Origin of the sequence: Dietzia sp. Alg238-R159, assembly GCF_900537145.1 — a bacterium.
In the GTDB taxonomy this organism is placed as follows: Bacteria; Actinomycetota; Actinomycetes; order Mycobacteriales; family Mycobacteriaceae; genus Dietzia; species Dietzia kunjamensis.
In genome coordinates, this window is sequence record NZ_UNRI01000005.1 from 139,723 (window position 1) to 152,741 (window position 13,019).

A 13,019-nucleotide genomic window follows, 5' to 3' on the forward strand; every position below is an offset into this window, starting at 1 on the left:
CGCGTTCGCGTGGACACGTCCGCCTCGCGCGTAGAGTCGTCGGCAACGGGCCGGAACCCGCGCACGGCCCCGGAGGGAGCGCCCATGCCCACGACCAGGTCCCGATCCGTCCTCGGCCCCGACCGCCGCGCCGAGGCCTGGCGCAGACTGTCGGAGGACACCTTCGACATAGTGATCGTGGGCGGCGGTGTGGTGGGCACCGGCAGCGCGCTCGACGCGGCCACCAGGGGGCTGAACGTGGCGCTCGTCGAGGCCCGCGACTTCGCCGCCGGCACGTCCTCCCGCAGTTCGAAGATGTTCCACGGCGGGTTGCGCTACCTCGAGCAGCTCGATTTCGGCCTGGTGGCCGAAGCCCTCCACGAGCGCGAACTCAGCATGACGCGCCTGGCCCCGCACCTGGTCACGCCGCTGAAGTTCCTCTTCCCGCTCACCCGTCGGTTCTGGGAACGCCCCTATATGGCCGCGGGATTCGTGCTCTACGACGTGATGGGCGGCTCCAAGAGCGTCCCGCCGCAGAAGCACTACAGCCGCGCGGGAGCGCGCCGCGTGGCCCCGGGGCTGCGCGAGGACGCCGTCGTGGGCGGGATCCGTTACTGGGACACCCTCGTCGACGATGCCCGCCACACCCTCACCCTGGCGCGCACCGCCGCTCACCACGGGGCGGTCGTGGCCAACTCCACCCAGGTGATCGGCTACCTCCGCGACGGCGACCGGGTCACCGGGGTGCGGGTGCGTGACGCCGAGACCGGTCGCGAGACCGACGTCCGGGCCAGGGCCGTGCTCAACGCCGCCGGCGTGTGGACCGACCAGCTGCAGAAGATGCTCGGCGAGGAGGGCGGCTTCACCGTGCGGGCGTCCAAGGGCGTGCACATCGTGGTGGACCGCGACAAGGTGGACTCCGAGGCCGCGCTCATCCTGCGCACCGAGAAATCCGTGCTGTTCGTCATCCCGTGGGGCGAGTACTGGATCATCGGCACCACCGACACCGACTGGCAGCTCGACCTGGCCCACCCGGCGGCCACCGGCGCGGACATCGACTACATCCTCGGCCACGTCAACTCGGTGCTCACCACCCCGATCCGGCGCGAGGACGTCCGCGGCGTGTACGCCGGCCTGCGCCCGCTGCTCTCCGGCGGCGCCGACTCCACCGCCAAGCTCTCCCGCGAACACGCCGTGATGACCGTGGCCCCCGGCGCGGTGGTCGTGGCGGGCGGCAAGTACACGACCTACCGCGTGATGGCCGCCGACGCGGTGGACGCCGCCGTGGCGGAACTGGGGGAGCGGGCCGCCGAGGTGCCGCCGTCGACGACAGAGCGGATCCCGCTGCTGGGCGCCGACGGTTACCCCGGGATGGTCAACCGCGCCGACCGGATCGCCGACCAGTACGAGATCCGCGACGACCAGATGCAGCACCTGCTCGGGCGGTACGGGACGCTCGCCGAATACGTCCTCGAGCTCGCCGCCGACCGGCCCGACCTCCTCGATCCCGTCCGGGGAGCCGAGCGCTACCTGCGTGTGGAGATCGTGCACGCCGCCCTCGCGGAGGCCGCCCTGCACCTCGAGGACGTCCTCGTGCGCCGCACCCGGATCTCCATGGAGTACCAGCACGGTGGCGTCGACTGCGCTCGCGAGGTCGCCGAGTTGATGGCGGGAGTTCTCGGCTGGGACGACGACCGCATCGCCAGGGAGGTGGAGCTGTTCGAGCGGCGGGTCGCCGCCGAGGAGGCGAGCCAGGTGGCGGAGTCCGACGACGAGGCGGACGGATTCCTCCGGCGTGTGCCCGAGGTCCGGGAGTTCCTCGCGGACGCGACGTTCGATCCCGCCAGCGCCCAGCCCGTGGTCGACAGCTCGACCGGCTGACCCGGCACCGGACGGGCGGGCCGGCGGCGTCGGCCGGGTGGCCCGGGCGGGTGTCTCGGCCGCGTCCGCGCAGGCCGGTCGGGTGTCTCGGCCGCGTCCGGACTGCCTGACGACGAATCCGCCCCTCGGATCTCGACTCGCTCCCGGGGGCCGGGGCGGAGATCGAGATCCGAGGGGCGGATTCGAGTTCGACGCAGATGCGCCGGGAATTCGGCACGTGGTGGGCGCGAGAACGCCAACCACGTCACGAGGTCACTTGATCTCGCAGAGGACCGTTCCCTGGGTCACGGCGGCGCCGGCATCGACGGCGAGGTCGGTGATGACGCCGTCCTTGTGCGCGGTGACCGGGTTCTCCATCTTCATGGCCTCGAGCACGGCCACCAGGTCGCCGGCGGAGACCTCCTGGCCCTCCTCGACGGCGACCTTCACGACGGTGCCCTGCATCGGGGCCGACACGGCGTCCCCGGACGCGGCCGCACCGGCGGCGCCACCACGGGTGCGGGACTTGGCCTTGCGGCGGACCGTGCCGCCGGCATGGGAGCCGCCGAAGGCCAGGTCACCGGGCAGGGAGACCTCGACGCGACGTCCGTCCACCTCGACGACGACCTTCTTGCGCTCGACGGGCTCGTCGTCGTCGGCCGGCGCACCGGTGGGCGACCACGGCTCGATCGGGTTGTCCCACTCCTCCTCGATCCACTTGGTGTAGATGTCGAAGCTCTTGCCGTCGCCGACATACGCCGGGTTGGTGACGATGTGCTGGTGGAACGGCAGGACCGTGGCCATGCCCTCGACCTTGTACTCGGCCAGGGCGCGGGCCGAGCGGGCGAGCGCCTGGTCGCGGTCCTCGCCCCACACGATCAGCTTGGCGAGCATGGAGTCGAACTGGCCGCCGATGGTGTCACCCTGCTCGACGCCCGAGTCCATGCGCACTCCGGGGCCGGTGGGCTCGTGGTAACCGGTGATGGTGCCGGGGGCGGGCAGGAAGCCGCGACCCGCGTCCTCGCCGTTGATGCGGAACTCGAAGGCGTGGCCACGCGGGGCGGGGTCCTCGGTGAACTCGAGCACCTCGCCCTCTGCGATCTTGAACTGCTGCAGGACGAGGTCGATGCCCGCGGTCTCCTCGGTGACCGGGTGCTCCACCTGGAGGCGGGTGTTGACCTCGAGGAAGGAGATCGTGTCGCCCTGGACCATGTATTCGACGGTGCCGGCGCCGTAGTAGCCGGCCTCCTTGCAGATGGCCTTGGCGGAGTCGTGGATCCGCTTGCGCTGGTCATCGGTGAGGAACGGCGCGGGGGCCTCCTCGACGAGCTTCTGGAAGCGGCGCTGCAGGGTGCAGTCGCGGGTGCCGGCGACGATGACGTTGCCGTGCTGGTCGGCGAGGACCTGGGCCTCGACGTGGCGGGCCTTGTCGAGGTACTGCTCGACGAAGCACTCGCCGCGGCCGAACGCGGCGACGGCCTCACGGGTGGCCGACTCGAAGAGCTCGGCGACCTCCTCCATCCTGTGGGCGACCTTCATGCCGCGACCGCCACCGCCGAAGGCGGCCTTGATCGCGATGGGCAGGCCGTACTGCTCGGCGAACTTCACGACCTCGTCGGCCCCCGCGACGGGGTCCTTGGTACCGGCGGCCATGGGGGCGTTTGCCCGCTCGGCGATGTGGCGGGCGGTGACCTTGTCGCCGAGGTCCCGGATGGCCTGCGGCGGGGGGCCGATCCAGATCAGGCCGGCGTCGATGACGGCCTGCGCGAAGTCGGCGTTCTCGGAGAGGAAGCCGTAGCCGGGGTGGATGGCGTCCGCGCCGGACTTGGCGGCGGCGTCGAGGATCTTGTCGAAGACCAGGTACGACTCCGCGGAGGTGGTTCCTCCGAGAGCGAAGGCCTCGTCGGCCAGCTTGACGAACAGTGCGTCGGCGTCGGGCTCGGCGTATACGGCCACGCTGGCCAGGCCGGCGTCCTTCGCCGCACGGATCACACGGACGGCGATCTCGCCGCGGTTGGCGACGAGGACCTTGGTGATGTGAGAGCTGGCATGACTGGGCACTCAGGGCCTCCTGGAGGTAAGCGTCTCTACTGTCGATCGGCCGTGGGGCCCACCGAGTTCTTCCGCAGTCTAATGAGAGGCCCCCCTCATGTGTGGTGTTGGGGGTCCAAGGGCTGGCCCGCGGGGGCGGGCCAGCCGGGAGTCGGACGGCCTGACCTGCGAAGTTGTTGTGGCCGTCACGTCCTCGGGTGGGGAAACCCGGGTGGATTCACGTCCGGAGCTCGGGTCGCCAGACGCGGTGGGCGTTCATTCCGGCGCCCTCGAGGAGTCGCCGCAGCAGTGGCAGGCTGAGCCCGATCACGCTCGACGGGTCGCCCTCGATCCGGTCGATGAACCAGCCGCCGAGTGACTCGATCGTGAACGCGCCGGCGCACTCGAGCGGCTCGCCGGTGCGCAGGTACACGTCGAGGTCGGCGTCGGAAGGTGCGCCGAAGTGCACCGTGGTGTCGGACGTGTCGGTCTCGGAGTAGGTGACGGCGAGGGGGTCGTCGCCGGTGAGATCGGCCACGATCAGCGCGTGGCCGGTGAGCAGCACCCCGTGACGCCCGCGCATCCTCCGCCAGCGCTCCATGGCGCGCTCGTAGGTGTGGGGTTTGCCCTCCAGGTGACCGTCGACCAACAGCATCGAGTCGCACCCGACCACCACGAGTGTGTCGGCACCGGCCGACCTCGCCTCGGCCGCGAGAGACTCGCCCTCGCGCTGCAGGACGTCCTCCGCCTTGGCGCGGGCCAGTTCCTCCACGACCCGCACGTGCGGGGTCCCCGGCGGCAGGGCGGCCTGCAGGGCGTCCTCGTCGACCTGAGGGTGGCGGATGAGCGGGTCCACCCCCGCCTGCTCGAGGATCCGCAGTCGGGACGGGGAGGCGGAGGCGAGGACGAGCGCGATCATGGGCCTCAGCGTAGCCACCGGGTCAGGACCGCGGCAGCAGCATCGTGATGGTCAGCGTGGTGGGTTCGAGTGCCCGGACCCGGTGACGGAGCTTGGCGGTGAGGTGGAGGATCTCGCCGGTGCGCAGTTCGAGTGTGCGGTCCGGCAGGCCGAACTCCACGCGTCCCCGCAGCAGCTGGATCAGGATGGGGTGGAACGCGGCGTGGTCGGCCATCTCCTGGCCCTCGTCGAACTCGAACGCGACGATCTTGGCGGTCTCGTCCTGGTGGACGACCGTGGCCCCGGGGCGGGTGGCGGACGGCGCCGCCCTCCCGATGACGTCGGTGTGGTGCGTGGCGGTGCCCTCGTCGGTGCCGGCACGGCGGCCGTGATCGCGATCCTCGGCCGCGGGGTCGCGGGTGGGACCGCCGGATGCCCCGGCGTCCCGCCCGGGAGACGTGGCCTCCCGCCCGGCGGAGGTGGCTTCCTCGGACATCGACGGTCCTCCTCGGGAACTGCCCGCCGACCGGTCCGGCGGCGGTCCCACCACCCTACTGATCCGACGCAGCAGCCCTGATACGACACAGCCGCCCCCGTGCCCGTGCTCCAGCGCGTGCATCGGCACGCTGGGGGACGGGGACGGGGGCGGCTCGTGGTGCGGCCCGTCCTCTGCGCTCAGTACTGGCGGCGGTTGAGGAACGAGCTCGGGCTGTATCCGAACGGCGGACGCAGGCGGTCCTCGTAGGATCCCCAGTCATCCCTGACGCCGGTATCGTGCTCACTCGCGTGGGCGGCGTTCCCCTGCGCGGTCGCGAAGACCGCGGACAGGATGCCCACCTCCGTGGGAGTGGGGTTGCCGCCCACGATCTCGAAGAACGGCTTCTCCGGCTGCCCGGCGGGGTCCTGCTGCTGCTCGCCGGTCACAGCGGGATGTTCCCGTGCTTCTTGGCCGGCACCTCGACGACCTTGCGGTCGAGCAGCCGCAGTGCCTGGGCGACCTGCAGGCGGGTGTGCGAGGGCGGGATGACCGCGTCGACGTAGCCACGCTCGGCGGCGACGTACGGGTTGACGAGGGTGTCCTCGTACTCGGCCTGGAGCTTGAGCCGGAGCGCGTCGACGTCCTCGCCGTTGGCCGCGGCCTGCTTGAGCTGATCGCGGTAGACGAAGCCGACGGCTCCGGAGGCGCCCATGACGGCGATCTCGGCGGTCGGCCACGCGAGGTTGATGTCGGCGCCCATGTGCTTGGAGCCCATGACGTCGTACGCGCCACCGTAGGCCTTGCGGGTGATGACGGTGACCTTGCCGACGGTGGCCTCACCGTAGGCGTAGAGCAGCTTGGCGCCGCGGCGGATGATCCCGTCGAACTCCTGGCCGGTCCCGGGCAGGAAGCCCGGCACGTCGACCAGCGTGAGGATGGGGATGTTGAACGCATCGCAGGTGCGGACGAAGCGGGCGGCCTTCTCGGAGGCCTTGATGTCCAGGCAGCCGGCGAACTGGGTGGGCTGGTTGGCGACCACGCCCACGCTGCGGCCCTCGATGCGGCCGTAACCGACGATGACGTTCATCGCGTACTGGCCCTGGATCTCCAGGAACTCGCCGTCGTCGACGATGTGCGAGATGACCTCGTGCATGTCGTACGGGCTGTTGGAGGAGTCGGGGATGATCGTGTCGAGATCGTGGTCCTCGAGCGTGAGGTTGTCCTCGATCGCACCCTCGGCGACGGGGAACGGGAACCGCGGGGCCTCGGCACGGTTGTTGCTCGGGAGGTAGGAGAGCAGGTCCTTGACGAAGTCCAGGGCGTCCTGCTCGTCACTGGCGGTGTAGTGGGACACGCCCGACTTGGTCATGTGCGTGGTGGCGCCGCCGAGTTCCTCCTGCGAGACCTCCTCGCCGGTAACGGTCTTGATGACGTCGGGGCCCGTCACGAACATCTGCGACGTCTTGTCGACCATCACGGTGAAGTCGGTGAGGGCGGGGGAGTAGACGTGGCCGCCGGCCGACGGGCCCATGATCAGGGAGACCTGCGGGATGACACCCGAGGAGAGCACGTTGCGGTGGAAGATCTCGCCGTACAGGCCGAGCGAGACGACGCCCTCCTGGATCCGGGCGCCGGCGCCGTGGTTGATGCCGATCATCGGACGGCCGGTCTTGAGGGCCAGATCCATGACCTTGACGATCTTCTCGCCGTAGACCTCGCCCAGCGACCCGCCGAAGACGGTGGCGTCCTGCGAGAAGACGCAGACGCTCCGGCCGTCGATAGTGCCGTAGCCGGTGATGACACCGTCGCCCAGCGGCCGGCGCTCGGCGAGACCGAACGTCGTGGCCCGGTGGCGGGCCAGCGCGTCGATCTCGACGAACGAGCCCGGGTCGAGAAGGTTCTCGACGCGCTCGCGGGCCGTCATCAGGCCCTTGTCGTGGGTTTTGTCCACCGCGGCCTGCCCCATCGGGGCCCGGGCCTCGTCGAGGCGCCGACGCAGCTCGGACAGCTTCCCGGCGGTCGTGTGGATGTCGGGGGTCGCGGATGCCGTCGGTACGTCGTTAGACAGAGCCGAGTTCACGTCCGGTTCTGAGGCAGTCGTCATGTTGCAAGACTCTAACCAGTGACCCGCCTCCGTGGCGACGTGACCCGGCGTACATCCCCCGGCGGCGACCCCGACCGATGTCCGAGCGGCGACATACGCTGGGGGTCGTGCACGCAGATCCAGGTACCGAGACCCCGCCCAGGTTGGACGCCGACGCGCTCCGTCGCGCTCTGGTGGAGGGCCCGGACGCGCCGTACTCGTCTCTCGACGTCGTCGACGACATCGGTTCGACGAACGCCGAGTTGATCTCCCGCGCGGCCATGGGTGCGCCGGACCGCAGCGTGTTGCTGGCCGAGCACCAGGCGTCCGGTCGCGGTCGCCTCGGTCGCGTGTGGACCGCCCCGCCGCGCACGCAGGTGGTCGTCAGCGTGCTCATCCGACCCGGCGCCGTCTCTGCGGGGCTTTTTGGCTGGTTGCCGCTCGTGACCGGGCTGGCGGTGAGGGACGGGCTGCGCGAGGCCGGAGGCGTGGACGCGACTCTCAAGTGGCCCAACGACGTCCTGGTGGACGGGCGCAAGATCGCCGGGATTCTCACCGAGATGACCACTGTGCCTGCCGGTGGGGACTACTCGGTCCGCCTACCGGCCGTCGTGGTGGGGGTCGGGATCAACGTCTCGCTCACCGGCGAGCAGTTGCCGGTGCCCCACGCCACCTCCCTCGCGCTCTCTGGCGGGTCCGACGACCGGGACAGTGTGGCCCTCGCCGTTCTCGAGGCGTTGGCCCTGCGTCAACGCCAGTGGCGCGAGTGCGAGCGCGGGAGCGGATCGACCGTCTCCGACCAGCTCATGGCGACCTACACCGAGGCCTGCTCCACCGTCGGCACCGAGGTGAGGGTCGAACTGCCGGGGGGCGTCATCAGGACCGGGCGCGCGGACAGGGTCGACCGCGACGGCCGCCTCGTCGTCGTCGACCCCGACGGTGAGTTCGCCGTCGCCGCCGGCGACGTCACCCACGTCCGTGGCGCCGGCGGTCGGTGGGGCGGCTGAGCCGTGGGTTTCATCCGATCGGTCCTCGCGCCGGGGGAGACGCTCATCGTCCACACCCACCCACACTGGCGCGCCCTCGTCCGCCCGGCCCTGGTCACGGTGGTCGGGGCCGGTCTCGCGGGGATCGCCGGCGGCTTCATCGAGGTACAGGTGGTCCACGCCGGGGACCGTACGGCGACCTGGGCCATGGTCGCGGTGCTGTACGCCCTGGTCGTCCTCCGGTTCGGACTCTGGCCCCTGACCCGGTGGACGCGGACCGACCTGGTGGTCACCGACGAGAGGGTGCTCTACCGGCCGTCCGGGTCCTCGCGGCGGTGCGTGGACGTGCCGCTGCGCAGGATCAGCGCCGTCAGGTTCCGCCACACCCTCACCGACCGCGCCCTGGGCACGGGATGCCTGATCCTCGAGCTCGGTCACCTGCCGCCGGTGGAGATCGACCACGTCCCGGAGGTCGCCCGCGTCCACGCCGCCGTCTACGACGAGCTCATGCGACTGCCACCCCCGCCCCCGCCCGCTCCGGTCGCCGCGGCGCCACGGTTCCGCTGGGGGCTCCCGGGGCGGCGGTGACGACCTCGCCCCGCGTGAGACCATGGGCGACGTGAACGACGACTCGCGCATCCGCCGCAATCCCCTCGGCACGCCCGTCGTGGCGATGATCGGCGGGGGACAACTCGCCCGCATGACCCACCAGGCGGCCGTCGCCCTCGGCCAGACGCTCCGCGTGCTCGCCGCCGACCCGCAGGACCCGGCCGCCCAGGTCACGCCGGATGTGGTGATCGGCGCGCACGATGATCCCGACGCGGTCCGCGCCGCCGCGGAGGGCGCCGACGTCATGACCTTCGACCACGAGCACGTGCCCCCGCAGATCCTGCTCGAGCTGGAATCCGCCGGGGTCGCCGTCCGTCCCCGCGCGTCCGCGCTCATCCACGCCCAGGACAAGCTGGTCATGCGGCGGGCGTTGGCGGAGATCGGCGCCCCGGTCCCGCCGTTCACCGGCGTGGACTCGCTCGACGACGTCCGGCGTTTCCACGCGGAACAGGACGGGAACATCGTCCTCAAGGCCGCGCGGGGCGGGTACGACGGTCGGGGCGTGTGGATGCCGGGCTCGCTGGAGGAGGCAGAGCGGATCGCCGACGAGCAGCTCGCCGCCGGGGTGCCGATGATGGCCGAGGCCCGCGTCCCGTGGACCCGGGAGCTGTCCGCGATGGTGGCCCGGTCCCCGTTCGGGCAGGGGGCGGTGTGGCCGGTCGTCGAGACCGTCCAGCGTGACGGGATCTGCTCGGTGGCGATCGCGCCCGCCCCCGGGCTGCCCGACGACCTGCGCTCGGCCGTGCAGGCTACCGCACTCCGACTGGCCGAGCACCTCGACGTGACCGGCGTGATGGCCGTGGAACTGTTCGAGGTGATCGGCTCGGACGGTCGCCCGGGAGTGCTGGTCAACGAGCTCGCGATGCGACCCCACAACTCCGGCCACTGGACGATGGACGGGGCCACCACCAGCCAGTTCGAGCAGCACCTGCGGGCGGTACTCGACTACCCGCTCGGCTCCACCGTCCCGACCGCGCCCCTCACCGTGATGGCCAACGTCCTCGGCGCTCCCGAGACGCCGGAGATGAGTATGGACGAGCGCGTCCACCACCTCGCCGCCCGGTTCCCGCATGCGAAGGTGCACCTCTACGGCAAGTCCGAGCGGCACGGCCGCAAGATCGGGCACGTCAACGTCCTGGCCGACCCGGGTGTCGACCCGGACGACGCGGACCAGGTGGCCTCCGTCCGCGCGGTCGCGGAACTCGCGGCCCACTGGCTCTCCCACGCGCAGTGGGCCGACGGCTGGGACCCCCACACGGGGGCTGCCGTCGGGGACTTCGAACGCTGAGTGCACCACCGCGACGTTGAGCGCACCACACCGAGGAAAGGCGACGAGATGACCGAGCGACAGGACGGGCCGCAGGTCGGTCTGATCATGGGCAGCGACTCCGACTGGCCCACCATGGAGGCCGCGGCGGAGGCGCTCGCCGAGTTCGGGATCACCTTCGAGGTCGGGGTGGTCTCGGCACACCGCACCCCGCAGAAGATGCTCGACTACGCCCGCTCGGCGGCCGGCCGGGGCGTCCGCGTGGTGATCGCGGGTGCGGGCGGCGCCGCGCACCTCCCGGGGATGGTCGCCTCGGCCACGCCGCTGCCGGTCATCGGTGTCCCCGTGCCGCTCAAGCACCTGGACGGCATGGATTCCCTGCTGTCGATCGTGCAGATGCCCGCCGGTGTCCCGGTGGCCACCGTGTCGATCGGCGGGGCGCGGAACGCGGGTCTGCTCGCGGTGCGGATCCTCGCCGCTTCCGACCCCGCCCTGCGCGAACGAATGGAGGCGTTCCAGGCCGAGCTGGAGGCGATGGTCGAGCGCAAGGACGAGGCCCTGCGCCGCCAACTGCTCGGCTGATCGCCATCGCGGGGGCGCGGCGGGGCCGACGGCGCCGACGGGGACCGACTTCCGACTGGTAATTTGAAGGGCCGGACGCGGCCTCGCGTCTCCCGCGGCGATACTGGCGGCCGACGAGCGTCAGTGGCCCCTCCGCGAGAACCTGGCCGGCGCCCGCCGCGCGATCAGCACCGACGAATCCCTCATGGAGGCCCGCATATGTCCGGTAACCCCGACTTCGACCTGTACCGCCCGGCGGAGGAGCACGAAGAGCTCCGGGCCGCGATCCGAGCCCTGTCGGAGAAGGAGATCGAGCCCCACGCCGCGGCCGTCGACGAGGACGAGCGGTTCCCCCAGGAGGCCCTCGACGCGCTCAACGCCTCGGGTTTCAACGCGGTCCACGTGCCGGAGGAGTACGGCGGGCAGGGTGCGGACTCCGTGGCGGCGTGCATCGTGATCGAGGAGGTCGCCCGCGTCTGTGGGTCGTCCTCGCTGATCCCCGCCGTCAACAAGCTCGGCACCATGGGCCTGATCCTGGCCGGTGGGGAGGAGCTCAAGCAGAAGGTCCTTCCCGAGATCGCCGAGGGCAAGATGGCCTCCTACGCGCTGTCCGAGCGCGAGGCCGGCTCCGACGCGGCAGCCATGCGCACCCGCGCCCGCCAGGACGGTGACGACTGGATCCTCAACGGCAGCAAGGCGTGGATCACCAATGGCGGCAAGTCGACCTGGTACACCGTCATGGCCGTGACGGACCCCGAGAAGGGTGCCGGCGGCATCTCGGCGTTCATGGTCCACGCCGACGACGAGGGCTTTGGCGTCTCCAAGACCGAGAAGAAGCTCGGCATCAAGGGTTCGCCCACCGCGGAGCTGTACTTCGAGGACGTCCGCGTCCCGGGCGACCGGATCATCGGCGCGCCGGGCACCGGCTTCAAGACCGCCCTGCAGACCCTCGACCACACCCGCCCGACCATCGGCGCGCAGGCCGTCGGTATCGCGCAGGGCGCCCTGGACGCGGCGATCGCCTACACCAAGGAGCGCAAGCAGTTCGGCCGCGCGATCTCGGACTTCCAGAACACTCAGTTCATGCTCGCCGACATGGCGATGAAGGTGCAGGCCTCGCGCCTGATGGTCTACACGGCCGCCGCCAACGCCGAGCGCGGCTCCGCGCCCGGTGGCGAGAAGCTGGGCTTCATGGCCGCCGCCTCCAAGACCTTCGCCTCGGATGTCGCGATGGAGGTCACCACCAACGTCGTGCAGCTGTTCGGCGGCGCCGGGTACACGCGTGACTTCCCTGTTGAGCGCATGATGCGCGACGCCAAGATCACCCAGATCTACGAGGGCACCAACCAGATCAACCGCATGGTCATGGCCCGCCAGCTCCTGGCCTGATGCCCGGGGCGCCGGCCCGCTGACCGGTACACCCTCTACGAATCCGCTACTCCGATTCCGAATCTGCTACCCGCATCAGGGGAGCGGATCCGGAATCGGAGTAGCGGATTTTCGCGTCGCTGGGGCGCTGGGGCGCTGGGGCGCGGCGTCGCTGGGGCGCGTGTCGCGGGCGCCGGGCGATCAGAGGGTGAGCGTGGTGCGTTCGGTGGCCGCCACGTCGGCGACCGCGGGATCGTCCGCGTCTGCTCCCGTGACGAGCACCGCCGTGCCTCCGGAGGCGAACACCCGGGCCAGGACCTGCACCACGTCGTCGCGATCGGAGCCCGCCACGAGGGCGCGGCCCGCAAGGGCGGGGTCGGCCAGTTCGGACAGCGGAGCGCCGTCGAGAGCGAGCGGACCCCCGCCGGAGGGCACGAACGCGTCCGGGTGGATGCGGCAGGCCTCGGCGAGGTCGGTGACGCCCGGGGGGACCTCGACGCCGGCGGCCGCCAGCGGGCGGCCCATCGGGTCGGTGGTCATGAGGAGGGTCTCGACGTCGGTGGGGTGGCGGTCGAGGCGGTCGGAGACGGTGACGACGGCGACGGCGTCGTCCGCGGCCCCTGTGCTCACCTCGGCGCCCGCCCACCAGGCGCCGAGGAGGACGCCCGCGGTGAGCCAGTGCGCGGGCAGGTCGCACACGATCACGTCGCCCGGCACCACCCCGAGTTCGTCGCGCAGGAGTCCGGCGATCTTCGCGGCCCAGTTCGCGGTGGAGGTGACAGACAGTTCCACTCGTGACGGGGCGGCCTGGTCGTAGTGGGTGACCATGGGGGTTCCCGGGTCGAGTGCGAGGAGCGGCTGCAGGACGGTGTCGGCGGCGGTGGTCACTCTGGGCCTCC

The 13,019-nt window shown here is 71.3% G+C and carries 12 protein-coding genes; 6 read left to right on the forward strand and 6 right to left on the reverse strand.

The features are described 5' to 3' along the window. The first annotated feature begins 84 nt into the window (after positions 1 to 84). Positions 85 to 1,860, forward strand: a complete 1,776-nt coding sequence (locus tag G6R20_RS13045; RefSeq protein WP_069389189.1) for a glycerol-3-phosphate dehydrogenase/oxidase — start codon at positions 85 to 87, stop codon at positions 1,858 to 1,860. Positions 1,861 to 2,112: 252 nt separating this feature from the next. Here G6R20_RS13045 and G6R20_RS13050 read toward each other — a convergent pair whose 3' ends face one another. The 5 genes from G6R20_RS13050 to G6R20_RS13070 form a co-directional block, all read right to left on the reverse strand. Beyond that, positions 2,113 to 3,900: an acetyl/propionyl/methylcrotonyl-CoA carboxylase subunit alpha gene (locus G6R20_RS13050; RefSeq protein WP_119191961.1), complete on the reverse strand. Its 1,788-nt coding sequence runs from the start codon at positions 3,898 to 3,900 to the stop codon at positions 2,113 to 2,115. A gap of 208 nt (positions 3,901 to 4,108) precedes the next feature. Continuing rightward, complete coding sequence (locus tag G6R20_RS13055; protein WP_119191962.1) at positions 4,109 to 4,789, reverse strand: Maf family protein; 681 nt, start codon at positions 4,787 to 4,789, stop codon at positions 4,109 to 4,111. Between the two features lie 22 nt (positions 4,790 to 4,811). Beyond that, a complete protein-coding gene (locus G6R20_RS13060; protein WP_240341452.1) occupies positions 4,812 to 5,264 on the reverse strand; it encodes a cupin domain-containing protein in 453 nt (150 codons plus the stop codon). Between the two features lie 179 nt (positions 5,265 to 5,443). Beyond that, positions 5,444 to 5,692 (reverse strand): acyl-CoA carboxylase subunit epsilon, encoded by a 249-nt coding sequence (locus G6R20_RS13065; RefSeq protein ID WP_096905894.1) that lies wholly within the window; start codon positions 5,690 to 5,692, stop codon positions 5,444 to 5,446. Next, complete coding sequence (locus G6R20_RS13070; RefSeq protein WP_163376648.1) at positions 5,689 to 7,350, reverse strand: acyl-CoA carboxylase subunit beta; 1,662 nt, start codon at positions 7,348 to 7,350, stop codon at positions 5,689 to 5,691. Before G6R20_RS13070 ends, G6R20_RS13065 begins: the two co-directional genes overlap by 4 nt. A gap of 77 nt (positions 7,351 to 7,427) precedes the next feature. On the opposite strand from G6R20_RS13070, the gene G6R20_RS13075 reads away from it, so the two are divergent. The 5 genes from G6R20_RS13075 to G6R20_RS13095 all read left to right on the forward strand — a co-directional run bounded on the left by G6R20_RS13075 (position 7,428) and on the right by G6R20_RS13095 (position 12,141). Beyond that, positions 7,428 to 8,336 (forward strand): biotin--[acetyl-CoA-carboxylase] ligase, encoded by a 909-nt coding sequence (locus G6R20_RS13075; RefSeq protein WP_163376649.1) that lies wholly within the window; start codon positions 7,428 to 7,430, stop codon positions 8,334 to 8,336. A gap of 3 nt (positions 8,337 to 8,339) precedes the next feature. Then, complete coding sequence (locus G6R20_RS13080) at positions 8,340 to 8,903, forward strand: PH domain-containing protein (RefSeq protein ID WP_163376650.1); 564 nt, start codon at positions 8,340 to 8,342, stop codon at positions 8,901 to 8,903. 22 nt (positions 8,904 to 8,925) lie between these two features. After that, a complete protein-coding gene (locus G6R20_RS13085) occupies positions 8,926 to 10,212 on the forward strand; it encodes a 5-(carboxyamino)imidazole ribonucleotide synthase (protein ID WP_096905891.1) in 1,287 nt (428 codons plus the stop codon). Positions 10,213 to 10,260: 48 nt separating this feature from the next. Then, a complete protein-coding gene (purE, locus tag G6R20_RS13090) occupies positions 10,261 to 10,773 on the forward strand; it encodes a 5-(carboxyamino)imidazole ribonucleotide mutase (RefSeq protein ID WP_069389745.1) in 513 nt (170 codons plus the stop codon). Positions 10,774 to 10,971: 198 nt separating this feature from the next. Next, positions 10,972 to 12,141, forward strand: a complete 1,170-nt coding sequence (locus tag G6R20_RS13095) for an acyl-CoA dehydrogenase family protein (RefSeq protein WP_120286172.1) — start codon at positions 10,972 to 10,974, stop codon at positions 12,139 to 12,141. A 180-nt stretch (positions 12,142 to 12,321) separates the two neighbouring features. Here the strand turns inward: G6R20_RS13095 and G6R20_RS13100 are convergent, their stop codons facing one another. Then, positions 12,322 to 13,008, reverse strand: coding sequence for a TIGR03089 family protein (locus tag G6R20_RS13100; RefSeq protein ID WP_069389743.1), 687 nt, complete (start codon positions 13,006 to 13,008; stop codon positions 12,322 to 12,324). Positions 13,009 to 13,019 lie beyond the last annotated feature (11 nt).

Coding starts and splice junctions, on each gene's coding strand:
- G6R20_RS13075 (WP_163376649.1), top strand. CDS start 7,428: ATGTCCGAGCGGCGACATACGCTGGGGGTCGTGCACGCAGATCCAGGT.
- G6R20_RS13060 (WP_240341452.1), bottom strand. CDS start 5,264: ATGTCCGAGGAAGCCACCTCCGCCGGGCGGGAGGCCACGTCTCCCGGG.
- purE (WP_069389745.1), top strand. CDS start 10,261: ATGACCGAGCGACAGGACGGGCCGCAGGTCGGTCTGATCATGGGCAGC.
- G6R20_RS13070 (WP_163376648.1), bottom strand. CDS start 7,350: ATGACGACTGCCTCAGAACCGGACGTGAACTCGGCTCTGTCTAACGAC.
- G6R20_RS13085 (WP_096905891.1), top strand. CDS start 8,926: ATGGGCGACGTGAACGACGACTCGCGCATCCGCCGCAATCCCCTCGGC.
- G6R20_RS13095 (WP_120286172.1), top strand. CDS start 10,972: ATGTCCGGTAACCCCGACTTCGACCTGTACCGCCCGGCGGAGGAGCAC.
- G6R20_RS13045 (WP_069389189.1), top strand. CDS start 85: ATGCCCACGACCAGGTCCCGATCCGTCCTCGGCCCCGACCGCCGCGCC.
- G6R20_RS13055 (WP_119191962.1), bottom strand. CDS start 4,789: ATGATCGCGCTCGTCCTCGCCTCCGCCTCCCCGTCCCGACTGCGGATC.